At 57.3% G+C, this 22,532-nt stretch carries 21 protein-coding genes and 1 tRNA gene; 18 read left to right on the top strand and 4 right to left on the bottom strand.

All coding sequences use genetic code 11. The features are described from left to right. Positions 1-104: 104 nt before the first annotated feature. From ACXADZ_RS08935 to ACXADZ_RS08925, 3 genes are all read left to right on the top strand, one after another. Complete coding sequence (locus tag ACXADZ_RS08935; protein WP_171105237.1) at positions 105-971, top strand: YihY/virulence factor BrkB family protein; 867 nt, start codon at positions 105-107, stop codon at positions 969-971. After that, positions 968-2,869 carry a cytochrome c3 family protein gene (locus ACXADZ_RS08930; protein WP_475195222.1) on the top strand — a complete coding sequence of 634 codons (1,902 nt, stop codon included), beginning with the start codon at positions 968-970 and terminating at the stop codon, positions 2,867-2,869. Before ACXADZ_RS08935 ends, ACXADZ_RS08930 begins: the two co-directional genes overlap by 4 nt. A gap of 87 nt (positions 2,870-2,956) precedes the next feature. Continuing rightward, entirely contained in the window at positions 2,957-3,148 is a 192-nt protein-coding gene (locus ACXADZ_RS08925) for a hypothetical protein (protein WP_475195219.1), read from the top strand. On the opposite strand, the gene ACXADZ_RS08920 is transcribed toward ACXADZ_RS08925, so the two are convergent. Together ACXADZ_RS08920 and ACXADZ_RS08915 are read right to left on the bottom strand one after the other, a co-directional pair. After that, positions 3,145-3,867, bottom strand: a complete 723-nt coding sequence (locus ACXADZ_RS08920) for an RlmE family RNA methyltransferase (protein ID WP_475195217.1) — start codon at positions 3,865-3,867, stop codon at positions 3,145-3,147. The two genes, ACXADZ_RS08925 and ACXADZ_RS08920, sit on opposite strands and share 4 nt — an antisense overlap. Then, positions 3,867-4,979: a Ppx/GppA phosphatase family protein gene (locus ACXADZ_RS08915; RefSeq protein WP_171183104.1), complete on the bottom strand. Its 1,113-nt coding sequence runs from the start codon at positions 4,977-4,979 to the stop codon at positions 3,867-3,869. Before ACXADZ_RS08915 ends, ACXADZ_RS08920 begins: the two co-directional genes overlap by 1 nt. A 181-nt stretch (positions 4,980-5,160) precedes the next feature. On the opposite strand from ACXADZ_RS08915, the gene ACXADZ_RS08910 reads away from it, so the two are divergent. The 6 genes from ACXADZ_RS08910 (at position 5,161) to ACXADZ_RS08885 (ending at position 10,706) form a co-directional block, all read left to right on the top strand. Continuing rightward, positions 5,161-7,047 (top strand): PhoX family protein, encoded by a 1,887-nt coding sequence (locus ACXADZ_RS08910; RefSeq protein WP_475195214.1) that lies wholly within the window; start codon positions 5,161-5,163, stop codon positions 7,045-7,047. Between the two features lie 247 nt (positions 7,048-7,294). After that, positions 7,295-7,591: a virulence factor gene (locus tag ACXADZ_RS08905; protein ID WP_171089927.1), complete on the top strand. Its 297-nt coding sequence runs from the start codon at positions 7,295-7,297 to the stop codon at positions 7,589-7,591. Between the two features lie 24 nt (positions 7,592-7,615). Further along, positions 7,616-8,542: a methylenetetrahydrofolate reductase gene (locus ACXADZ_RS08900; protein WP_171646930.1), complete on the top strand. Its 927-nt coding sequence runs from the start codon at positions 7,616-7,618 to the stop codon at positions 8,540-8,542. Positions 8,543-8,551: 9 nt separating this feature from the next. Then, entirely contained in the window at positions 8,552-9,613 is a 1,062-nt protein-coding gene (locus tag ACXADZ_RS08895) for a methyltetrahydrofolate cobalamin methyltransferase (RefSeq protein ID WP_171089932.1), read from the top strand. 121 nt (positions 9,614-9,734) lie between these two features. Further along, positions 9,735-10,562 (top strand): polyphosphate kinase 2 family protein, encoded by an 828-nt coding sequence (locus ACXADZ_RS08890; RefSeq protein ID WP_475195202.1) that lies wholly within the window; start codon positions 9,735-9,737, stop codon positions 10,560-10,562. A 70-nt stretch (positions 10,563-10,632) separates the two neighbouring features. Beyond that, a tRNA-Gly gene (locus tag ACXADZ_RS08885) sits at positions 10,633-10,706 on the top strand. A gap of 26 nt (positions 10,707-10,732) precedes the next feature. On the opposite strand, the gene ACXADZ_RS08880 is transcribed toward ACXADZ_RS08885, so the two are convergent. After that, positions 10,733-11,755, bottom strand: a complete 1,023-nt coding sequence (locus ACXADZ_RS08880) for a LacI family DNA-binding transcriptional regulator (RefSeq protein ID WP_475195198.1) — start codon at positions 11,753-11,755, stop codon at positions 10,733-10,735. 135 nt (positions 11,756-11,890) lie between these two features. On the opposite strand from ACXADZ_RS08880, the gene ACXADZ_RS08875 reads away from it, so the two are divergent. The 8 genes from ACXADZ_RS08875 (at position 11,891) to ACXADZ_RS08840 (ending at position 18,697) form a co-directional block, all read left to right on the top strand. Beyond that, positions 11,891-12,076 (top strand): hypothetical protein, encoded by a 186-nt coding sequence (locus ACXADZ_RS08875; protein WP_050602530.1) that lies wholly within the window; start codon positions 11,891-11,893, stop codon positions 12,074-12,076. 23 nt (positions 12,077-12,099) lie between these two features. Further along, positions 12,100-13,245: a TRAP transporter substrate-binding protein gene (locus tag ACXADZ_RS08870; protein WP_475195190.1), complete on the top strand. Its 1,146-nt coding sequence runs from the start codon at positions 12,100-12,102 to the stop codon at positions 13,243-13,245. Positions 13,246-13,356: 111 nt separating this feature from the next. Then, positions 13,357-13,869 (top strand): TRAP transporter small permease, encoded by a 513-nt coding sequence (locus ACXADZ_RS08865; protein ID WP_171089940.1) that lies wholly within the window; start codon positions 13,357-13,359, stop codon positions 13,867-13,869. Between the two features lie 11 nt (positions 13,870-13,880). Next, the gene (locus tag ACXADZ_RS08860; RefSeq protein ID WP_171089942.1) at positions 13,881-15,209 is read left to right on the top strand and encodes a TRAP transporter large permease; all 1,329 of its coding nucleotides are present in this window, start codon (positions 13,881-13,883) and stop codon (positions 15,207-15,209) included. Positions 15,210-15,221: 12 nt separating this feature from the next. Next, the gene (gene hisD, locus ACXADZ_RS08855) at positions 15,222-16,529 is read left to right on the top strand and encodes a histidinol dehydrogenase (RefSeq protein WP_475195179.1); all 1,308 of its coding nucleotides are present in this window, start codon (positions 15,222-15,224) and stop codon (positions 16,527-16,529) included. Continuing rightward, on the top strand, positions 16,522-17,283 hold the full coding sequence (locus ACXADZ_RS08850; protein ID WP_475195176.1) for an SDR family NAD(P)-dependent oxidoreductase: 762 nt from the start codon (positions 16,522-16,524) through the stop codon (positions 17,281-17,283). Before hisD ends, ACXADZ_RS08850 begins: the two co-directional genes overlap by 8 nt. Continuing rightward, positions 17,280-18,260 (top strand): zinc-dependent alcohol dehydrogenase, encoded by a 981-nt coding sequence (locus ACXADZ_RS08845; RefSeq protein ID WP_475195171.1) that lies wholly within the window; start codon positions 17,280-17,282, stop codon positions 18,258-18,260. The genes ACXADZ_RS08850 and ACXADZ_RS08845 overlap by 4 nt, the downstream gene beginning before the upstream one ends. A gap of 23 nt (positions 18,261-18,283) precedes the next feature. After that, the gene (locus tag ACXADZ_RS08840) at positions 18,284-18,697 is read left to right on the top strand and encodes a universal stress protein (RefSeq protein ID WP_171089951.1); all 414 of its coding nucleotides are present in this window, start codon (positions 18,284-18,286) and stop codon (positions 18,695-18,697) included. Between the two features lie 81 nt (positions 18,698-18,778). On the opposite strand, the gene ACXADZ_RS08835 is transcribed toward ACXADZ_RS08840, so the two are convergent. After that, positions 18,779-20,827, bottom strand: a complete 2,049-nt coding sequence (locus ACXADZ_RS08835) for an ASKHA domain-containing protein (protein WP_475198535.1) — start codon at positions 20,825-20,827, stop codon at positions 18,779-18,781. A 206-nt stretch (positions 20,828-21,033) separates the two neighbouring features. On the opposite strand from ACXADZ_RS08835, the gene guaB reads away from it, so the two are divergent. Then, positions 21,034-22,482 carry an IMP dehydrogenase gene (guaB, locus tag ACXADZ_RS08830; RefSeq protein WP_171183152.1) on the top strand — a complete coding sequence of 483 codons (1,449 nt, stop codon included), beginning with the start codon at positions 21,034-21,036 and terminating at the stop codon, positions 22,480-22,482. Positions 22,483-22,532 lie beyond the last annotated feature (50 nt).

Genomic DNA, 22,532 nt, shown 5'->3' with positions numbered 1-22,532 from the left:
CGGGCGGGATTTTGCAATGTGAGCAAATGTTTGGCTGGGATAATTTACGTTCCAGCCCGGATTTGCCGTTTCAGAGGAATAGCCCCGCGGGTTACGCTTTGCCAATGAGCGCTCAAGTGATTCCCTCCTTAAGCCGGCCTATCAAGGCGCTGCGGCTTGCCATAGTTCGGTTCAGCAACAAAAACGGCTTTGTCATGAGCAGCCACGTCGCCATGTCGCTGATGCTGGCGTTGTTTCCCTTTGTGCTGTTTACCGTGGCTTTGGCCGGGTCATTATCGCAAGGCTATGTCACCGACGAATTGATTGAGCTGGTATTCGGAGCCTGGCCCAAAGACGTGGCGGGCCCGATCGTTTCCGAGTTGCGAGCGGTTTTACAGGAATCCGGCTCTGGTGTGATTACCCTTGGTGGTCTTTTGGCGATCTTTTTTGCCTCGAATGGTGTGATGGCGGTACGTGCCGCGATGAACCAAGCCTATCACGACCGGGACGTCTGGCCGTTCTGGAAAACCCGACTGCTGTGCTTAGGGCTAGTAATTGTCGGTGGTGTAGCCATTCTGGGCATCGCCGCGGTCGAGGTTGTCTTGCCTGTCTATACTCAATTGGTCAGCGAAAAGACGGATGTGGACCTGTCGGACTGGTTGTCAATCGAACGCCTTCGCTGGACCTTCACAGTTGCGGTTCCGGCAGGCACCGTTCTTTTGGCACATCTGATCCTGCCAACGCGGCGGCACAAGATTATGCAAATTCTTCCCGGAGTTATTCTGACACTGGCCCTTTGGGCGGCAGGTGGGTGGGGGTTTTCGATCTACATTGCCCAATTTGCGACTTACAGCGCCACATATGCGGGTCTGGCCGGTGTCATGGCGGCGTTGATCTTTCTTTACCTGTGCGCGGCCATTTTGATTTTTGGCGCCGAATACAATGGTGCTCTGATGGATATGCAAAACGATCACGGACAGGGGGCAGCATGAAGTCTTTGGTTCTGGCATTCGGGCTGCTAATGCCCGTGGTTGCTTTGGGTCAGCCCGCGGCCTATGTCGGGTCTGATCAGTGTGTCGAGTGCCACAAGGATGAGGCGGCAGAATGGTCCTCATCCCACCATGCGCTGGCCTGGACCGAGGTAGGGAAAGGGGCCGTTGTCGCTGATTTTAACCGTACACAGTTCGAACATGACGGTATGTCGGTGGAATTCTCGGACAAGGACGGAACGCTGAGCGCGGCAGTCTCTGAAAAAGACGGGGTCACCACCGAGTATGATGTACATTCTGTCGTTGGTATCGGACCGCTGCAACAGTACCTGTTCGAGACTGAACACGGCCGGTTGCAAAGCTTTGATGTGGTCTGGGACACTGAAAACAAAGAGTGGTTTCATCTCTATCCCGATCAGGATTTGCCGCCGGATGACGGGTTGCATTGGACTGGCCCTTACAAAAATTGGAACGGTCGCTGCGCCGAATGCCACGCCACTGGGTTTGAAAAGAACTATTCCGCTGAAACCAGATCCTATACGTCGCAACAGGTTGAAATCGGCGTGGGGTGTGAGGCCTGTCATGGTCCGGGATCCGCGCATATCGATTGGGTGAATGGTCGGGACATTTCCGAAGACCTGGGACCAGTAGGATTTCTGATGAATTGGGGCAAGGGACAAACCGAGGCGGAAATCCAGCAATGTGCCGGGTGCCATTCCCGGCGCGAGGCGCATGGCGATGGCAACCCTATGCCCGGCACGCCCTATCACGACACCTATAACCTGGCCCTGTTGCGCCCCGGATCGTACCACCCGGACGGGCAGATATTGGATGAGGTATATGTCTACGGTTCGTTCCTGCAATCCAAGATGTACGCGCAAGGCGTTGGGTGCATGAACTGCCATGAACCCCACAGCGCTGAACTGAAAGCGGAAGGAAACGGTGTTTGCACTCAGTGTCATTCTCCGGCAGGGAACCCGGACTTCCCGACGCTCACAGCAAAAGAATACGATACGCCAGCGCATCATCATCATCCTGAAAACAGTGACGGCGCGCAGTGCAAAAGCTGCCATATGATCGAAAGGGTTTATATGGGCGTCGATGGGCGCCGCGATCACAGCTTCCGCATCCCACGGCCTGATCTGGGGCTGGGCGTCGATGCCTGTACCGACTGTCATGAAGATCGGGATCAGGGCTGGGCGGCCAATCAGATCGAAGAGTGGTTCCCGGATGCCGCTCATCGTGGCCCGCATTTTGGGACGGTTTTCAATGACGCTGCTGAAGGCAGGTTGGACACGCCCGAAGGATTGCTGGCCGTTGCGATGGACCCATCCAATGCCGGAATCGTGCGGGCAACAGCGGCCTACTTGCTGCAACCCTTCGCTTCCCCGGACTTGGCCGCGGCGACTTCGTCATTGCTGCAAGAGGATGACCCCTTGATCCGCGCCAATGCAGCTGCTCTGCAGCGTCAGGCCAACCCAGTTGAGCAGGTGCAGCGTTTGGAGCCTTTGTTGTCAGACCCGTTGCGCAATGTACGTATTGCTGCCGCGAAAGAGTTCCTGACGATACCACCGGAAGCTCTGTCACCTCAGCAACAATCGCTGGCCGGGCAGGGCATGTCAGAGTGGCAGCAGGCGATCGCGAACCGATTGGATTTCCCGGAAACCCATCTTGTTCTAGGAGGTATGGCTTTGACACTGCGCAACGCGCCAGCAGCCGAGCAGGCGTTTCGCGAAGTCGTAACTTTGGACCCGCAAAGGGGCGAAGCGTGGCCCATGTTGGTGCAACTGGCGCATATCAATCGCGGTCCCGACGCCGCGCGCGCTGTGCTGCGTGAGGCGCTGGACCTGCTACCAAACGACCCGAACCTGCAACAATTGTCGCAACAGCTTGGTCCCTGATCCGGCACATCCCCGCCCGAATTGCTCCATTTTCAGGGCAAAATTTCACGTTACGGACGGGATGAGTGTGCTGTTCAGAGGTGAAACATGTCCAATGATGCGAAAAAGCGACCAACTGTGGGTGTCAGTTCGGTGTCACTTGCCCAACGCATAGAAGAGCTGCGCGGACGCGCACCAGTATACGTGTCACATGGAGAAGCGTTGATGTTGCAGGGCATGGCAAACGCCTCTTTCCGTGCGCAGTGCCTGACCGAAGATCGTATTCGTCTCGAGGGTTAATCTCGGACGCGAAGCCCTGTTGCCACAACAAATTTTTCGGAACTGTCCGAGCGTGAAGCAGGAGGTTTCACGTTGGCGACTTTCTGGAATTTCTGTTTCAACAGCTTTTGCAAATCGCCTTCGGCGCCTCCGGCCAGAACCTTGGCTACGAAGGTGCCACCTTCTTCCAACACATCAAACGCAAAGTAAGCCGCCGTTTCGCACAGGGCCATGATGCGCAAATGGTCCGTCTGTTTGTGACCCGAAGACGCAGCGGCCATGTCTGACATCACAACGTCGGCTTTACCGCCAAGCCATTCTTTGACCTTTACGTCGGCGTCGTCTTCCATGAAATCCAGAACATGGGCGGTTGCTCCAGCAACGGGTTCGACCTCTTGCAGGTCGACGCCCAAAACGGTCCCGATCCGTTTACCGCTTTTCTCGCCCAGCGCGTTTACGCGTTTGACCGCGACTTGCAGCCAGCCTCCGGGTGCACAGCCCAAATCCACGACGCGCGCACCCGGTACGAGAAACCTGAATTTATCGTCCAGTTCCAGTATCTTAAAAGCCGCGCGCCCGCGATACCCTTCGGCCTGAGCGCGTTTGACATACGGGTCGTTCAACTGTCGTTCAAGCCACCGGGTCGAGCTGAGCTTGCGCCCGCGCGCGGTTTTAACCTTGACCTTCAGGTCGCGCTGCCCGCGGCCTGAGTTGTTTTTACCAGTCGGTGTCTTCGCCATCAGAACGGTCCGTCTTCCAATACTCCGTCAGCGCTCATCTGTGCATAAAGCAGACCCTCGCGCAGCCCACGATCCGCCACGGAAAGGCGATCAGTGGGCCAACAGCGTAGCAATGCCTGCAAAATGGCCGAGCCGGACATGATCAGGGCCTGCCTGTCGTCCCCAATCCGAGGATCCCGGCGTCGCCCGTGAGGGCCGAGTTCTAAATACCCGCGTATGACTTTGTCAATCTGATCGCTGGTCATGCGCAGACCGTCCACTTTGGTCCGGTCATAGCGCTTGAGCCCCAGATGCGAGGCCGCGACGGTTGTCACCGTGCCGCTCGTTCCAACGATCTGAAACCCTTCGCGGGTCTGTTCGTCTTTGTAGGGTGCAAAATCGGCCAGATTTTCTTCAAAAAACCAGCTCATAAGGGCGAAGCGGGCGGCGTCATCTTCCACGTCGTGGAATTGGTCGCGCAACGTGGCCACGCCCAACGGAACACTGATCCAATCCACGACTTTTGCCGCCGGAAAAGGGCTGTCGGCGGTGTGGAACCCGTTGTGCAAGCGCATAATTGCAGCCGGACGATCACGGCGCGGAACGGACGAGATGTCGATCCATACCAATTCGGTCGAACCGCCACCGATGTCGACGACCAACAGTTGTTCGGTCTTCGTCGAAACCAGCGGCGCGCAGGAGATCACCGCCAGACGTGCTTCTTCCTCGGGCTGGATAATTTCCAGAGTAAGCCCGGTCTCGCGCTTTACCTGCCGGATGAACTCACGCGAATTCTTGGCGCGACGGCACGCTTCTGTTGCAATCAAACGCATGCGTTTGACCTTGTTGCGCTTCAGCTTTTGCTGACAGATCCGAAGTGCTTGCACGGTACGCGACATGGACGCCCGCGACAGCCGTCCGGTGCGTTCCAGACCCGAGCCCAACTGCACGGATTTGGAGAAGCTGTCGACCACATGGAACCCGCTCCCTTTGGGTTGGGCAATCAACATGCGGCAACTATTTGTTCCCAGATCCAGCGCCGCATAGAGCGCATCTGGATCGGGTCTTGCCGGCGCGGGGCTTTCAACCGCCTTCGGGAACGCGCCCGCACCTTTGGGACGCTTGGGCGCCATTCGTCACGCCCTCCGATTTTCGAGTTAATTTGACCCTAGGCGGGGGATCGCCGACGCGCAAGTGATTTCAATTTTGAATTTAACGTGAGTGTCACACAGCGTTCATACTGGAATGCGATCCCCACGCGGGATCCCCGGTACGGGATTCTCTACCAGCTTTCAGCCAGATACGGAGATTGCCATGAAAGACGAACGCACCCTTTCCTTTGATGAATATGATGAGGTCGTAAACCCACGTCCCGAAGAGTGTGAATTTGACCGAGTGGTCGAACGCGCCTTGTCACGTCGCGGATTCCTGGGCGGTGTTCTTGCGATGGGCAGTTTCACAGCCGTTGGCGGTGCGCTGATTCCTTCGGGCGCACGTGCGGCAGCTGACCGGTTCTCGTTCGAGGCGATCCCTGTGTCCACTGCAGACGACGTGATTGTACCTCCGGGCTACAAGGCCGAGGTTATGGTGCGTTGGGGCGACCCGCTGTGGTCCGACGCGCCCGAGTTCGATCACGCGACCCGTGGCACTGCTGCCAGCCAAGAGCGTGCATTTGGCGACAACACCGACGGTCAGGACGTGTTCTTCCATGATGGCCACGTGCTGCTGGTCGTAAACAACGAATATACCAACCGTGACATTCTTTGGGGCAACAACCCCGATGCCAAGGCGGCCTCGGACGACGATGTTGCCAAGGGTATGATGGCGCATGGCGTGACTGTGGTCGAGATTGCCAACACGGACGGCACATGGGGCATCGTCAAGGACAGCCCGTACAACCGTCGTATCACACCGCAGACCGATATGACGATCACCGGCCCTGCGGCTGCTCATGATTTGATGAAAACCGCCGCGGACCCGACAGGCACAACCTCGAAAGGGACCTGGAACAACTGCGGCAACGGTATGACCCCTTGGGGCACCTACCTGGCCTGTGAAGAAAACTTTAATGGCTACTTCTCGGCAGAAGACGAAAACCATGAGGTCAGTGCGGAGCTCAAACGCTATGGCGTCTCGTCGAAAGATTGGGGCTATGGCTGGGCCAAGATCGATGATCGGTTCGACGTGTCGAAAAACCCCAACGAACCAAACCGCGCCGGCTATGTGGTCGAGATCGACCCGACCGATCCAACCTCGACCCCGCGCAAGCTGACCGCCCTTGGCCGTTTCAAGCACGAAAACGCCGAGTCGGTGGTGAACAATGACGGTCGTGTTGTTGTGTACATGGGCGACGATGAACGTGGCGAGTTCCTGTATCGCTTTGTTTCGGATGGCGTTTACGCCGCTGGCGTTGACACCAACGCCTTGCTGGAAAACGGCACCTTGTCTGTTGCCAAGTTCAATGACGACGGCACGGGCGAATGGCTGGATCTGACGCCTGAGACAACTGGTTTGGCTTCGCAAGCTGAAATCAGCATCCACACCCGTCAGGCCGGTTCTGCCGTAGGCGCGACCACCATGGACCGCCCGGAGTGGGTTGCTGCTAACCCGAACGTGGCCGAGGTTTACTGCTGTCTGACCAACAACAAGAACCGAGGCGTCAAACCGAATGCCGGTGGTGATGACACCTCGGTCAACGGTCCGAACCCGCGTGAGGCCAACAACTACGGCCAGATCGTGCGCTGGCGTCCTGAAGGTGGTGATCATACCGCTTCGGGCTTTGCTTGGGATCTGTATGTGCTGGCGGGCAACCCCAGCGTGCATCAGGATGCCTACGGTGGGTCTGACAACGTTAATGCCGACAACATGTTCAACTCGCCCGACGGTCTGAAATTCGACAGCAATGGCCTGCTGTGGATCCAAACCGATGGCAACTATGGCAACGAAGGCGACTTCGAAGGGCAGGGCAACAACCAGATGCTGGCAGGTGACCCGGTCACCGGTGAAATCCGCCGCTTCCTTGTCGGCCCGAATGAGTGTGAGATCACCGGCCTCAGCTGGTCACCGGATCGCCGCACCATGTTCGTGGGCATCCAGCACCCAGGTGAGGATGGCAATAGTCACTGGCCCGAAGGCGGTGATGCAGTTCCACGTTCGGCGATCATCGCGGTGACTCGTGAAGATGGTGGTCTGGTCGGCTAAACCGCACTGACCTTTGAAATACCGCCCTGGACGGACAACTCCGTCCAGGGTTTTTGCGTTTTATGCAGCGCTTTCATAGTGACGTTGAGAATTATGATATGCGCGTCTGTGGTTTGTTTGTGTAAAAGCGCCCTTGGCTAGCTTTGGCAAAAAGGTCGCTGGAAAAGCGTCGTGTGTCGAAAACCGACCGACCAAAGCTAAGTTTGAAGTTTAGAACCGGCCCATCGGGTTAGGAGGAATCACAGCAATGCCTGACGTCACAATCGTGTACTGGCGCGACATTCCCGCTCAGGTCATCGTCGGTAAAGGCCGTCGTGGCGCAAAGCGGCAGTTGGAAGAACGGTTCGAGCAAGCCATCGACCGGGCTGCCATGAAGGTGAACGCCAAGGACAGTGATGCCTACCTGGCCGAATGGCGCAAAGCCGCACCCTTTGCAGTAGATGGCGATCCCGCCGAGATTGCCGAGACCGAGGCGGTGCGTCTGGAAACAGAATACGATCAGGACCGCATCAAAGCGCTGATCGCCAATGACGGTTGGGCGTAAGCCCAGATTTTAAGGGAGGCCGAAATGGCTTTGCTGAACTTCAAAAAACGTGATGCGGTCGAAACCGGCCCTGTGAACCCAACCGTAGAAGCCTTTTTGCAAGGCTATTCGATCGAGGTAATGCCGCGCACCGCTGAAAAGGTCGACGATTTCCGCGCGCTGCTGCCCGAAGGCACGCGCGTCTATATCGCTCATATCGAGGGCACTCCGATTGAGGACATGGTCAAGACCGCCAAGCGCATCGCGGCCGAAGGCTATCCGGTGATGCCGCATTTCCCGGCGCGGATCATCAAAGACGCGGCGACGCTGGAAAACTGGATTTCCATGTATCAGGGCGAAGCAGGCGTTGATCAGGCGTTGCTGCTGGCCGGTGGCGTTGCCAACCCGCATGGTGATTTCGACAGCTCGATGCAATTGTTGGAGACTGGTCTGTTCGACAAGGCGGGCTTCAAGCGCTTGCACGTTGCCGGTCACCCGGAAGGAAACAAGGATATCGACCCTGACGGTTCGACCAAGAATGTGGACGACGCGCTGCGTTGGAAGCAAAAGTTCTCAGAAACCACCGATGCGGAAATGGCTTTGGCGACACAGTTTGCCTTTGACGCCAAACCGATCATCGCATGGGCTGACAGCCTGAAAGAAGCTGGTATCGATCTGCCGATCCATATCGGCATCGCGGGTCCAGCCAAGCTGCAAACGCTGATCAAGTTTGCCATTGCGTGTGGCGTTGGCCCGTCGCTGAAAGTTCTGCAGAAACGCGCCATGGACGTGTCCAAGCTGCTGCTGCCGTATGAGCCGACCGACGTGATCACCGAACTGGCGGAGCACAAAGCAGCCAACCCGGATTTCAATATCACCAACGTGCACTTCTTCCCGCTGGGTGGAATCAAGACCAACGCCAACTGGGCGATCAATAACGGCGGCGCTTCGGCAAAGCCTGTAAACTCCTAAGGAACGGACATGACCCGTACAGTCGTAGAATCAAAAACAAAAACCGCCGTTCTGGGCTTTGACGAACCGTTCTGTGTGATCGGTGAGCGGATCAACCCAACCGGCCGCAAGAAACTGGCGGCCGAGTTGGAAGCGGGCGATTTCTCGACCGTTGAGAAAGACGCGCTGGCGCAGGTGATGGCTGGTGCAACCGTTCTGGATATCAACGCAGGCGTTGTCTACAACTCGAACCCCAACCCAAACGAGACCGAGCCGCCGCTGATGCGCAAGATCGTCGAACTGGTGCAGGGTCTGGTTGAAGTTCCGTTGTGCATCGACTCGTCGGTTCCGGGCGCTCTGGAAGCCGGCCTTGAGGCCGCAGAAGGCCGCCCGCTGCTGAACTCGGTCACCGGCGAAGAAGAGCGGCTGGAACTGGTTCTGCCGCTGGTCAAAAAGTACAACGTGCCGGTTGTGGCAATCTCGAACGACGACACCGGTATCTCAGAAGATCCCGATGTGCGCTTTGACGTTGCCAAGAAAATCGTTGAGCGTGCCGCTGACTTCGGCATCCCGGCACATGACATCGTCGTAGACCCGCTGGTCATGCCGATTGGTGCGATGGCGACTGCCGGTCAACAGGTGTTTGCTCTGGTCCGCCGTCTGCGCGAAGAGCTCGGCGTGAACACCACCTGCGGTGCCTCGAACATCTCGTTTGGTCTGCCGAACCGTCACGGCATCAACAACGCTTTCCTGCCGATGGCAATGGGCGCTGGTATGACCTCGGCCATCATGAACCCGGTCGCGTTGCCGGTGACACAGAAAAAGATCGCCGAGAAGAAAGAAGCCGTAGCCGCAGCTGGGATCATTCTGCCTGAAGGCATGGATGACGAAGCGTTTGTACAGATGTTCGGTTTGGGTTCGACCAAGCCGCGCGCTGGTAAAGAGATGGAGGCCATTCGCGCCGCCAACCTGCTGACCAATAACGACCCGCATGGCGGCGAGTGGATCCGGTTCAACAAAGCGCCTGACGAAGCCGGTGCTGCAGGTGCGGCCGGTGGCCGTCGCGGTGGTGGCCGTCGCCGTCGCGCCTGAACGGATCTAATCTGACACCAAAGGCCGGGCCCAGTGCCCGGCCTTTTTGACTCTGATCAATGTCGATTGCGCAGAAGGTTTCACAATAGCCGGATCATTCGCACAAAGATCAGGTGGCACCATGAGCAAACATCATCCCCCGAAACTTTCGGATGCAGACCTGACTAAACGTCTCAATAAGAAGGATTATTTTGATCAGCTGATCGATTTACAAGCCAAACTTGCCAGAATTCAACAAGCGTATCTGTTTCATGGCCTCAAGGGTGTTTTGGTCTTTGAAGGGTGGGATGCTGCAGGAAAAGGGGGAACTATTCGCCGGATCAGCCAAGCGCTGGACCCGCGCAGTTTCAAGGTTTGGCCCATCGGAGCCCCGCGAAACTACTACCTCAACCGGCACTATCTTTTGCGGTTTTGGGAACGATTACCGCCCGCGGGCGCGATCTCGGCTTTTGACCGCAGCTGGTACGGTCGGGTTCTGGTCGAGCGGATTGAGAAACTGACACCGGAAGAACGCTGGCGCGCGGCCTATCAGGAAATCAACGATTTCGAGAGGATGCTTGTTGATGACGGTACGCGGATCGTCAAACTGTTCTTTCATATCTCGCAGGACGAACAGATGCGCCGGTTTACCGAAAGGCTGACAAACCCTTTGAAACGCTGGAAGCTGACCTATGAAGATTTCCGAAATCGTGAGAAATGGGATGTTGCCGAGGTCGCTGTCGACGAAATGCTGGCGCGCACCTCGACCGAGTTGGCCCCCTGGCATGTCATACCTGCGAACAACAAGAAACATGCGCGTATCAAGGCGATGCAAGCCATTGTTGATGCGTTTTCTGATGGCGTTGACCTGAACCCGCAGCACTTGGACAAACGAACTTTGGAAGCCGCCGGAGAAGCGCTGGACGTCGACCAATCGTTGATCGACAGCCTGCGCGCCCGGACAGAGTGATAATTTACGCCTGATCTGTCCCGTGCCGGGTTGAACCTCTGTCCGCACTGGTGATATTCCACAGAACGCGGCGGGTATGATGTAATGGTAGCCTGTCAGCTTCCCAAGCTGAACGCGCGGGTTCGATTCCCGCTACCCGCTCCAAACCTCCGGAAAAATTTTCGCCTCGCTTATCCTGTTGCTGCCTGTAAGGACGCGCGGCATATCAGTCTTGTAGACAGTTCCACAGAACGACCGGGCGCTTTTGTTTCGATCATGTGAATCAACTCCAGCGCCGCTTTTTGACCCATCTCGCGATGGGGGACGTGAACTGTCGTAAGGGCAGGGGAAACGATACGGGCCAGTTCGATGTCGTCAAACCCAGTGATCGAGACATCGTCAGGTACACACAGCCCCATCTCTTGGGCTTGTCGCATGGCCCCTACGGCCAGAACGTCGTTGCCACAAAGAACTGCTGTAGGTGCGCGCGCGTGAGACATGAGGTCCCTGAAAGCCTCGGCCCCGTTTTCGATTTCATAAGTGGTTTCCGCAACGATCAGATCATCGGACGCCAGACCGTTTTCAGTCATCGCATCCTGGATACCTTCAATTCTCAGCCGAGCGCGATCGTTTCCCTTGCTAAAGCCCGAAATCGTTGCAAGACGTATATGACCCAGTCCAATGACCTGCTGAGCCAGGGTTTTCATAGCTTGCCGGTTGTCGAATCCAACTGACGGCATGCGGTTGTTCGGACTGAACGACCAGGCAACTAAAGCTGGCACCCTTTGACGTTCCAGATAGTCATAAATTCGTTCATCGCGATCATGGCCAATCAGCAAAAGCGCATCCGCGCCACGGGCCACAAGGGTTCGGATCTGTTCTTGTTCAACTTCGGGTTTGTAGGCAGAGCTGGATACCAGCAGCGTGTATCCGCGTTTGTGAATTTCCTCCTGAAAGGCTTGCAAACCCCGCGCAAAAATGGCGTTTTCCATCGTTGGAATGATTGCTCCGATCGTAAAAGATCGTTTCGCTGCCATCACACGCGCAGCAAAGTTCGGGGTATATCCCAAAGCGTCGACCGCAGATAAAACACGCCTCCGCGTCGCTTCGACGACCTGCTGCGGATTGTTCAGGCACCGCGATACCGTGGCAGTTGAAACACCCGCAGCCTTGGCGACGTCATCCAACGTCGGAGCGGATCTATGTTTTGACATTTTCAAACTCATAATTCCGTTTGCCCTAAGTTATGCGTTTTTTAAGGACTTTGAAAGTGGAGATGTAAGCGCTTGCATTTATCATGTAAGCGCTTACAAATGAATTGGAGAGCCGATTCTGTAGGGAGCCCTGAAATGTTTGTTGCTGCATCAGCCGTCGTTTTTGCGATCTATTTCGCCAACGTCGCCTTGGGTGCCTATGCGAACAGTGCGTTTCTTGGGGACGTAGGAGAGATGTTGGTTCTGTTCGCGGCGTCGATCTTGTTCGTTGTCGCAATTCTGAAAAAGGAGGCTGACCGCGACGCAACAGACGGCAGCTGAACTTTTGCTTGGGAGGGCAATTCATGAACAACGACAAGACCGAACTGGCGTCAGCCGAACGCCGCAATTTCCTAAAGCTGAGCGCAAGTGGTGCGTTCACGGCTGCTTTGGTCGCCGGAGCAGGCGGGGTGTTGTGGTCGTCTGAAGCCGCAGCGCAGACCGCCAAGGAAGAAAGCGAGCGGGAAAAGGCGGCCGATCATGTGATGACCATCGCGACGGCGTATGTTTTGGGGGCATCGCGTAGCTATCCGATCATGCAGCTGGATCTTAAAGAAAACATCCAGAACGCCACCAATGGTAAAGTCTATGTCAAACTGGCTCCGGGTGGGCAGCTGGGTGCCGGTGGATCCCTTGTGCAGAAAGTGCAGGGCGGCACCATTCAGGCGGCGCAGCATTCGCTGTCGAACTTCGCGCCATTTGCGTCGACCGTTGATCTGATCAACATGCCGTATCTGTGCGGTTCGAACCAGCGTTTCACCAACCTTGTCCATTCGGATACGTGGAAGAATGAGGTTCATCCCAAGGTCGAAGCTGCGGGCTTCAAGGCGCTGTTCTATGTGAACATCGACCCCCGTGTTGTCGCGGTTCGTCAGGGTGGCAATGCAGTCATCACGCCGGGCGACATGAGTGGTATCAAGTTCCGTGTTCCCGGCTCGAAGATGCTCCAGCAGTATTACCGTATGGTCGGCGCCAACCCGACTCCTGTTGCCTGGGGTGAGACACCTTCGGCCATCAAACAAGGTGTCGCAGATGCGCTTGATCCTTCGGTTGGCGCGCTGTTTGTCTTCGGCTTCAAGGACATACTGAGCCACGTGACCTTCACACAAGCGGTTCCGGACAGTCAGGTTTATTCCTGTAACCTCGAGTGGTTCAACTCGATGCCCGCTGACGTTCAAGAAGGCATCATGTGGGGGTCTGAAATGACCGCGCACCAGAACCTGTCCAAGGTTCCGTCGGCACGTGCATACGCTATGGCCGAGCTGAACAAGGCGGGCGTCCAATTCCACTCGCTCAGCGACGACCAACTGGCCGAATGGCAGGATGCGGGCGGCTATCAGAACGCCGACTGGGATCCGTTCAAGACCGAACTGGCCGGGTCGATGGAAAACTTCGAAAAGCTGGTCGAAGCCGCCGGAACGCAGGGCAAATACTACGTTCACGACGCCTAAGGCGCTATGCGTGGACGCCGTCCAGGCGTCCACGTTTATTTTCTACAGTCAGGCTGTAATCGGCCCGCAACGGCAGGCGCGGGTCTGGCTGTCCTATCGCCGGAGGATCAGATGACCGTTCTTCAAAACATTGACCGAAACGCAGAGCGTTGGCTGTTGCTGGTGTTCTACGTGATGCTGGTGATCACCATGGCGATCGAAGTGCTGCGGCGTGAGATCTTCGCTTACTCGTCGATCTGGGGCGAAGAGATCGTGCGCTATTCCTTCATCTACCTCGCCTGGATCGGGGCCGCCGCTGCGGTCAAGGAACGTGCGCATATCCGAATTGACGTCATCATGCATTACCTTGGGCCGCGCCCCAAGGCGTTGCTTTATATCTTCGGCGATCTGGTGATGTTCGTCGTGGCCGTTATCGCGCTCTATTGGTCTTACGAGGCGGTTCATGTCTCGGCCAAGTTCGGCTCGGTAACAGATGGGTTGCGGGTTTCCAAAGTCTGGTTCCTGATGGCTGTACCCACTGGATTTGCGCTGATGATCTGGCGGCTGATCCAATCCCTGATGCGTGATCTGAAATGTCTGCGAGACGGCACCCCCGTCTTCGAAGGCGACAAGCTGTTTGACTGAGGAGAAATTGAATGCTTTGGAATTCCCTCAATCAAACCGTTGAACTCGGCTGGGATTTTTATGTCCCCGTGATCCTGTTCGTTGCTTTGATCGCCATGGCTGTGCCCGTTTGGGCCGCCATTGGGTCGGCAGCTATCGTCATGCTGATCATGTCCGGCGACTTGCCGCTAAGCTTGGTGGGCGAAAGCCTTTTCACCGGTATCGATGCCTTTGCGTTGACCGCTGTGCCCCTGTTCATTTTGACCGGAGACGTTCTGGTTCGAACCGGGCTATCGCGCAAGTTTCTGGACGTGGCCGAAGCGTTGACCTGCTTTGCCAAAGGCGGCTTTGGGTCGGCCACCGTGCTTGTCTGTGGCATGTTTGCGGCGATCTCGGGCTCGGACGCGGCGGGCGCTGCTGCTGTGGGTCGGATGACCATCAACCGTCTGGTTGAAAGCGGGTATCCGCGCCCCTATGCCTGTGCGCTGGTAGCCGCCGGGGCCTGTACCGGCATTCTGATCCCGCCGTCGATTGCCTATATCATCATCGGGCTTGTGCTGGGTATTTCAGCTTCGACGCTGTTTCTGGCCGCTCTGATCCCCGGACTGGCCATTCTGGTATCGATCCTGATCACCAACATCATCATGAATCGCCTTTATGCCTATGAGGGCGGTGGCATGATGACCATGGGTGAGTGGCTGTCCAACTTGGGCAAGGCGCTCAAATCCGGCTGGTACGCCTTCATCGTGCCGGGCATCATCTTCTACGGCATCTTCTCGGGTCGCTTGACGCCGACCGAAGCCGGTGCGACCGCTGTTGTCGTCACCATCATCATGGGCTTCATCCTGCGCACACTTACGCTGGCCGACTTCCCGTCGATGCTGGTCAGTTCGGCGAAAGTGAACGGGGTGATCCTGCCCATCATCGCTTTCTCTGCGCCGCTGGCCGAAGCGCTGGCGATTATGGGTGTGCCTCAGGGCTTTGTGACTTCGGTCACGTCGTTGACGGATGATCCTTATCTGCTGATCCTGTTGATGATCGGCATCTTGATCGCGGCAGGCTGCGTGATGGAGACGACGCCCAACATCGTGATCCTTGCACCGATCCTGAAACCGCTGGCCGACAACATTGGCATGAACGAGATCCAGTTCTGCATCATGATGATCACCGCGCTGGGTGTTGGTTTCATCACACCACCGCTGGGTCTGAACCTGTTCGTTGTATCTGGCATTACCGGCGAGTCGATTCTGAAGATTGCCGCCCGAGCCGTGCCTTTCGTGTTGACCATGCTGATCGTGGTGTTGCTGATCGCCTACGTACCAGCTGTCTCGACCACCTTGCTTCCTGAAATCTACCAATAGGACCTTTTGAATATGCCCCGTGACTATCTGAAAAAGGCGACCCTTACGGCGCAGTCTCATGCGACCGAGGTGCATGATACGGTCAAGACAATCCTGTCTGATATCGAGGCAGGAGGTGACGCCAAGGCCCTGGAATACGCCGCTAAGTTCGACAAGTTTGAGGGAAATGTCCTGATGACTCAGGACGAGATCGACGCGGCCATTGCGCTGGTGCCCGAAAAGTTGAAGGCCGATATCCGCTTTGCCCATGACAACGTGCGTCGCTTTGCCGAAACGCAAAAGGCCACCGTGTCGGACGTTCAGACCGAGATTGTGCCCGGTGTTGTCGCAGGGCAAAAGGCCATCCCCGTCGATGCGGCAGGGTGCTATGTGCCCGGTGGACGCTACAGCCATATCGCCAGTGCGATCATGACTGTGACCACAGCCAAGGTTGCCGGATGCCGTCACATCACAGCGTGCTCTCCGCCTCGTCCGGGCGAAGGGGTTGCGCCTGCGATTGTCTATGCGGCCCATATCTGCGGGGCTGACAGTATTTTGGCGATGGGCGGTGTGCAGGGTGTGGCGGCGATGACCTACGGTCTGTTTGGTTTGCCGCGTGCAAACATCCTTGTTGGGCCGGGCAACCAGTTCGTGGCCGAGGCCAAGCGCATTCTCTACGGCAAGGTTGGCATCGACATGATTGCGGGACCAACCGACTCCCTGATCCTGGCCGATAGCAGCGCAGATGCACATGTGGTTGCCACCGACTTGGTCAGTCAGGCCGAACACGGGTATAACTCTCCGGTTTGGCTGGTGACGGATGATCGTGCCTTGGCTCAGAAAGTCATGGACCTTGTACCGCAGTTGATCGACGACTTGCCCGATTTGAACAAGGAAAACGCTGCAGCCGCGTGGAGGGACTATGCCGAAGTCATCGTCTGCGATAATCGCGAAGACATGGCTGCGTGTTCCGATGAATACGCCCCCGAACACCTGACCGTGCAGGCCGAGGATCTGGATTGGTGGCTGGACCGGTTGACCTGCTATGGTTCGTTGTTTCTGGGTGAGGAAACCACCGTATCCTATGGCGACAAAGCCACCGGAACCAATCACGTTCTGCCGACCTCTGGCGCGGCCAGTTATACCGGCGGTCTGAGTGTCCACAAATACATGAAGATCGTGACCTGGCAGCGGGCAACGCGGGAGGGGTCCAAGCCCATTGCCGTTGCAACTGCGCGGATTTCGCGGCTGGAAGGGATGGAAGGGCACGCGCGTGCCGCAGACGTGCGTCTGGCCAAGTATTTCCCGGATGAGCAGTTTGATCTGACCGCAGATGGATGATCCGCGTGCTTTGTTTGATCTGACGGGTAGGGTGGCTTGTGTCACCGGTGCAAGCTCGGGTCTGGGGCGGCAAGTGGCGCGCGCGCTCGCAGCAGCAGGTGCGCAGGTTGTTGGCGTGGCGCGGCGCCAAGATGCGTTGGCGCAGATGCAAGCCGAGATTGGATCTCGGTCCGCTTCAGTGGAAGCCGATGTTGCTGATCGTGACGGAATTGATCGCGTGGCGGAAGCCGTCAGCGCCAAGTTTGGCGCGCCCGACATTCTGGTTCATGCGGCTGGGCTAAACACGCGTGAGGCCGCCGATGATGTGACACCAGAAGGGTGGGACGCCACGCTGGCGGTGAACCTCAGCGCACCGTTTTTTCTAAGTCAGGCCATGGTGCCCGCGATGAAAGAAAAGGGGTGGGGGCGCATTGTCAATTTTGCTTCGCTGCAAACAACGCGCGCGTTTCCCGGTGGTATCGCCTATGGCGCAACGAAGGCGGGGATCGGGCAATTGACCCGCGCGATGGCCGAGGCATGGTCGCCCTTTGGCATCACCGCCAATGCAATTGGACCGGGGTTCTTTCCCACGGAGCTGACGCAGGCCGTGTTCGATGACCCAGATCGTGCCAAGCGAAATGCGGCGCAAACCTGCATTGGGCGCAATGGTCGGATGCAGGATATCGACGGACCGATTCTTTTCCTGTGTTCACGGGCCTCTGACTATGTGACCGGACAGGTTTTGATGGTGGATGGGGGGTTCACGGCCAAATGAAAGCACTGGTTTACAAAGGTGTGGAACAGATGGAGTTCGGCGATGTGCCAAATGTAGTGCCCGCTGCATCTGAACACCTGATCCGGATTGAAGCCGTAGGCATCTGTGGATCAGACATGCACGCGTATCTTGGCCATGATGCACGGCGACCGGCCCCTTTGATCCTTGGCCATGAGGCCGCCGGGGTGATTGTCGAAGGTCTTCGCGCAGGAGATCGTGTAACGATCAATCCGCTGGTGAGCTGCGGTCAATGTCCAGCCTGCGTGGCAGGTCGTGAAAATCTGTGCCCGGATCGTCAGATCATTTCAATGCCACCACGCGAAGGGGCCTTTGCGCAGTTTGTCTCGATGCCGGACAGAAATCTGGTTGTCGTACCGGATCATATCTCGTTTGCGAAGGCCGCGTTGGCCGAACCGTTGGCCGTCAGTTGGCATGCGGCGCGGCTGGCGCTGGAAGCGTTGCACCCGGCGATGCCCCGTCGCGCTCTGGTCATTGGCGGCGGCGCGATCGGGCTTGCCGCCGCATTGGCCTTGCGTGCGATGGAGGTCGAAGATGTCACAATTGCAGAACCCAACGCCCTACGCCGGACTTTTCTGCAGCAGGTTGAGGGCTTTAAAATCGCGGACGCTGCGATTGGAAACTTCCCGCTCGTTGTCGACGCTGTGGGATATGCGGCAACACGATCCGTCGCATCAGCCGTCGCGGACCCCGGCGGCGTGATCGCGCATGTTGGTCTTGGCGAAGACACCGGCGGTCTGGACGTGCGCCGCATGACGTTGCAAGAAATAACCTTTATCGGCACATACACCTATACCGCTCGGGATTTCCGCGAGACGGCAGAAGCGATCTTTGACGGACGACTGGGCGCGTTGGACTGGGCCGAGGAACGCGCCTTGGCTGAAGGGGCGCAGGCATTTCGCGATATCCGCTCTGGTGCTGTGGCAGCCCCTAAGATTATCCTGAGACCCTGGGCATAGTCCCGCCAGATTTGGAGGCCTCGATGTATAAAAAAGTTCTTGTCCCTATGGCATTGGATCACGGCATATCGCAGCACACGCTGGAAGTTGCACGCGCATTGTCGGAAAACGGGGCCGACATAATCGCATTGCACGTTTACGAAATGCCACAGGGATCTGTCAGTGCCTATCTGGATAAATCCGTTGTCGCAGAAGGGTTTGACCGTGCGCGACTGAAACTGTTGGAAAAGGTTGAGGGCCTTGAAGGTGTGACACCCGAAATCGTCAAGGGCCACACTGCCCGGACGATCATTGATTATGCCACAAGTAAGAGCATCGATTGTATCGTCATTGGTTCTCACCAACCGGGGTTGAGCGACTATTTCCTAGGATCGACAGCTTCGCGCGTTGTTCGTCACGCGCCGTGCGCCGTGCACGTGCACCGCGGTCTGACTTAATTTCTGGCGCAGACGGCCATTGAACTTGGAAGTTCTGCAAGGAACGACCGGCAAACATGAGCCGGTCGCTCCAATGCATGATTACCCGCGACGCCGACGGCGACGACCACCACCGGCTTCGGCGTCGGCACCGCCTGTGTTGAAGCTTGGGTGGGGCAACGTGACAACCTGCGCCAGTTCCGGGAATGGATCAGTTTTGTGTGGAATTGCGTTGGCCGCAACGAAGTGATCCTGGAACTTTGGTTCGATAGCGGTTTCAATTTTCGTGATCTCGCGTACGACGCGTTCAATCTCAGTCCGTGCTGCGATATTGCACAGTGCAATACGTGCACCTGTACCAGCGGCATTACCCGCGCTGGAGACCTTGTCCAGCGGCGCATCCGGGATCATCCCCAGAACCATCGCATGCTTGGTCGAGATATGCGCCCCGAACGCACCGGCCAGAACCACACGATCGACACGGTCGACATCCATCTCATCCATCAACAGGCGCGCACCGGCATAAAGCGCCGATTTCGCCAGTTGGATGGCGCGAATGTCGCCTTGGGTGACGGTGATGCGCGGGCCACCTTCGGCGCTGGCGTCGTGGATCAGATAGGCATGGGTTCGTCCTTCGGGGACACAGCGTGCTGTGCCAGTCTGCTCGGCCGAACCAATCAATCCGCTTTCATCCATCAAGCCGGCGATACGCATTTCAGCAACGGCCTCGATGATGCCGGAACCACAGATGCCTGAGATGCCAGTGGTCGCAATATCAAGGTCAAACCCTTCTTCATCCGACCACTTCTCGGACCCGATCACGCGGAAACGTGGTTCCTTTGTAACAGGGTCGATCTCAATCCGCTCGATTGCGCCGGGGGCCGCGCGCTGGCCAGAACTGATCTGAGCGCCTTCGAAGGCAGGGCCAGTGGGCGAAGAACAGGCCAGAACGCGGCTGGTGTTGCCCAACAGGATTTCCGCGTTGGTGCCTACGTCCACGATCAAGACCAGATCTTCGGATTTGCCCGGTTCCTCCGACAGCGCCACGGCGGCGCAGTCCGCACCCACATGGCCCGCGATACAAGGAAGGATGTAGATCTGCGCGCGCGGATTCATGGTCGTCAGATCCATCTCGCGCGCGGGCAGGGACATGCTCTCCGAAGTTGACAACGCAAAAGGTGCTTGCCCCAGCTCAACCGGATCCAGACCCAATAGCAAGTGGTGCATGACCGGGTTACAAACAAATACGGTTTCCACGATCAGTGCGGCGTCGATCTCGGCTTCTTCGGCAATTGAGGTGGTCAGATCGTTGATCGCCTCGCGCACGGCCTTGGTCATTTCCTGATCGCCACCGGGGTTCATCATCGAATATGAAACGCGGCTCATGAGGTCTTCGCCAAACCGGATCTGCGGGTTCATCAGACCCGAGGACGCCTTGACCTCACCCGTTTCCAGGTCGGTCAGGTGGGCCGCAATGGTGGTCGAGCCGAGGTCGATCGCCAAGCCATAAAGCCCGCCTTCATGCAGGCCCGGCCAGATTTCGACAATTCGGGCAACGCTGTCGTTGTGGCCCTTATGAACGGCCACCGTGGCCTCCCACTTGCCCTTGCGCAGAACCGGCTGCAGCTTGGACAAAAGCGACAGATCGGCTGTGACAGCTTCGATCTTCCACTGCTCGCGCAGGGCACGTTCCAGACGCTCAAGATCGCCGGTGGGTGAGTGCATATCGGGTTCTTCGACGACCACGAAGTACAAGCGAGTCGCCGGGTCCATGGTGATGGCGCGGGCCGCGGCCGCCTTGCGCACGACCTGACGGTGCACTTGGCTTTCTGGTGGGACATCGATCACGACATCACCTTGCACGGACGCCTGACATCCCAGACGACGGCCCGGTTTCAAGCCTCGCTTGTCGTCATAGCGCTGTTCAACCGCGTTCCATTCGCTCAGCGCGCTTTCGGATACGGTGACACCATGCTTGGGAAATTCGCCATAGCTAGGTGTGATCTGGCATTTGGAGCAGATCCCACGCCCGCCACAAACTGAATCCAGATCCACGCCCAACTGACGGGCCGCAGTTAGAATCGGAGTTCCAACAGGGAAATGTCCGCGTTTGCCAGAGGGCGTAAAGACGACAAGTGGGTCGGTGGTCATCAGAGACATACCTTTTCATATTCGCGCGTATTGGGCGCAAGATATGATGTTGAGCGCAAAGGGAAAGGGCTATCAGCGGCACGATTTGCTCAGCTTGCGGCGTTTTCTGCACCGCCATTGCCCTGAGTTGCTTTGGGGGGCTTTCCCTTTGGTTAAATCCATGCGATAGGGTCGCCGTCAAACGGGCTTTTGCATGGGGTTTTCAGATGCAGATTCGTGAGGCACTCACCTTTGACGACGTTCTTCTGGTTCCGGGCGCATCTTCTGTGCTTCCGGCGACAGCAGATACCACCACACGTGTGACGCGTGAAATCACCATGAACATACCGCTGCTGAGCTCGGCCATGGACACCGTGACCGAGGCGCGCATGGCGATTGCAATGGCCCAGGCCGGTGGCATCGGGGTCATTCACAAGAATCTTTCGGTCGAAGAGCAAGCCCGCGAAGTGCGCCGGGTCAAGCGGTTTGAATCGGGTATCGTATACAACCCTGTCACGTTGCGCGCGGATCAGACGCTGGCAGATGCACAGGCCCTGGTGGAACGCTACAACTTCACCGGTTTCCCTGTCGTGGATGCGGAAGGCCGCGTTGTGGGCATCGTGACAAACCGGGATATGCGGTTTGCCACTTCGGACGATACTCCGATCAAGGCGATGATGACGGCTGACAATCTGGCCATGCTGCAAGAACCCGCAGATCTGGAAGAAGCCAAAAGCCTGATGCGGGCCCGACGCATCGAAAAGCTGCTTGTGGTAGACGCCCAGGGGAAACTGACCGGGCTTTTAACTTTGAAAGACACTGAACAAGCCGTCTTGAACCCTACAGCTTGTAAAGATCGGCTGGGCCGTCTGCGCGTGGCTGCCGCCACGTCGGTCGGGGACGCGGGCTTTGAACGCTCGGAACAACTGGTGGATTCGGGTGTGGACATCATTGTGGTCGACACTGCTCATGGCCATTCGCAAGGCGTGTTGGACGCAGTAAAGCGCGTTAAGACGCTATCCAATGAAGTTCAGATCATCGCAGGAAACGTGGCCACGGGTGAAGCGACCAAAGCATTGATTGATGCGGGGGCTGACGCCATCAAGGTTGGTATCGGTCCGGGGTCGATCTGCACCACGCGAATGGTGGCGGGCGTTGGCGTACCGCAGCTGACCGCGATCAGTGATTGTTCGGCAGCCGCAGGTGACGTGCCCGTCATCGCTGACGGAGGCATCAAATTCTCGGGCGATTTTGCCAAGGCGATTGCTGCAGGTGCCTCTTGCGCCATGGTTGGTTCGATGATCGCAGGCACCGATGAAAGCCCGGGCGAAGTCATTCTATATCAGGGCCGCTCGTTCAAATCCTATCGCGGGATGGGAAGCCTGGGTGCCATGGCGCGTGGATCGGCGGACCGGTATTTCCAGAAGGACGCAGCCAATGACAAGCTGGTGCCTGAAGGCATCGAAGGGCAGGTACCTTACAAAGGCTCCGCCAGCGCTGTGATCCACCAGCTTGTAGGCGGCCTACGTGCAGCAATGGGCTATACTGGCTGCGCAACCGTTGAAGAGATGCGCAAAAATTGCAGCTTTGTTAAAATCACCGGTGCCGGTCTGAAGGAAAGCCACGTGCATGATGTTCAGATTACACGTGAGAGCCCAAATTACCGGGTGATGTGATCTTCTGACCTGTTGCATGCGGCGCCCAGACACGGGCGCCGTTTTGCGTT

The sequence above is a fragment of the Ruegeria sp. ABM4_193 genome (assembly GCF_056158705.1).
This window is presented reverse-complemented; position numbering and strand designations above follow the sequence as displayed.

Coding starts and splice junctions, on each gene's coding strand:
- ACXADZ_RS08935 (WP_171105237.1), top strand. CDS start 105: ATGAGCGCTCAAGTGATTCCCTCCTTAAGCCGGCCTATCAAGGCGCTG.
- ACXADZ_RS08930 (WP_475195222.1), top strand. CDS start 968: ATGAAGTCTTTGGTTCTGGCATTCGGGCTGCTAATGCCCGTGGTTGCT.
- ACXADZ_RS08925 (WP_475195219.1), top strand. CDS start 2,957: ATGTCCAATGATGCGAAAAAGCGACCAACTGTGGGTGTCAGTTCGGTG.
- ACXADZ_RS08920 (WP_475195217.1), bottom strand. CDS start 3,867: ATGGCGAAGACACCGACTGGTAAAAACAACTCAGGCCGCGGGCAGCGC.
- ACXADZ_RS08915 (WP_171183104.1), bottom strand. CDS start 4,979: ATGGCGCCCAAGCGTCCCAAAGGTGCGGGCGCGTTCCCGAAGGCGGTT.
- ACXADZ_RS08910 (WP_475195214.1), top strand. CDS start 5,161: ATGAAAGACGAACGCACCCTTTCCTTTGATGAATATGATGAGGTCGTA.
- ACXADZ_RS08905 (WP_171089927.1), top strand. CDS start 7,295: ATGCCTGACGTCACAATCGTGTACTGGCGCGACATTCCCGCTCAGGTC.
- ACXADZ_RS08900 (WP_171646930.1), top strand. CDS start 7,616: ATGGCTTTGCTGAACTTCAAAAAACGTGATGCGGTCGAAACCGGCCCT.
- ACXADZ_RS08895 (WP_171089932.1), top strand. CDS start 8,552: ATGACCCGTACAGTCGTAGAATCAAAAACAAAAACCGCCGTTCTGGGC.
- ACXADZ_RS08890 (WP_475195202.1), top strand. CDS start 9,735: ATGAGCAAACATCATCCCCCGAAACTTTCGGATGCAGACCTGACTAAA.
- ACXADZ_RS08880 (WP_475195198.1), bottom strand. CDS start 11,755: ATGTCAAAACATAGATCCGCTCCGACGTTGGATGACGTCGCCAAGGCT.
- ACXADZ_RS08875 (WP_050602530.1), top strand. CDS start 11,891: ATGTTTGTTGCTGCATCAGCCGTCGTTTTTGCGATCTATTTCGCCAAC.
- ACXADZ_RS08870 (WP_475195190.1), top strand. CDS start 12,100: ATGAACAACGACAAGACCGAACTGGCGTCAGCCGAACGCCGCAATTTC.
- ACXADZ_RS08865 (WP_171089940.1), top strand. CDS start 13,357: ATGACCGTTCTTCAAAACATTGACCGAAACGCAGAGCGTTGGCTGTTG.
- ACXADZ_RS08860 (WP_171089942.1), top strand. CDS start 13,881: ATGCTTTGGAATTCCCTCAATCAAACCGTTGAACTCGGCTGGGATTTT.
- hisD (WP_475195179.1), top strand. CDS start 15,222: ATGCCCCGTGACTATCTGAAAAAGGCGACCCTTACGGCGCAGTCTCAT.
- ACXADZ_RS08850 (WP_475195176.1), top strand. CDS start 16,522: ATGGATGATCCGCGTGCTTTGTTTGATCTGACGGGTAGGGTGGCTTGT.
- ACXADZ_RS08845 (WP_475195171.1), top strand. CDS start 17,280: ATGAAAGCACTGGTTTACAAAGGTGTGGAACAGATGGAGTTCGGCGAT.
- ACXADZ_RS08840 (WP_171089951.1), top strand. CDS start 18,284: ATGTATAAAAAAGTTCTTGTCCCTATGGCATTGGATCACGGCATATCG.
- ACXADZ_RS08835 (WP_475198535.1), bottom strand. CDS start 20,827: ATGACCACCGACCCACTTGTCGTCTTTACGCCCTCTGGCAAACGCGGA.
- guaB (WP_171183152.1), top strand. CDS start 21,034: ATGCAGATTCGTGAGGCACTCACCTTTGACGACGTTCTTCTGGTTCCG.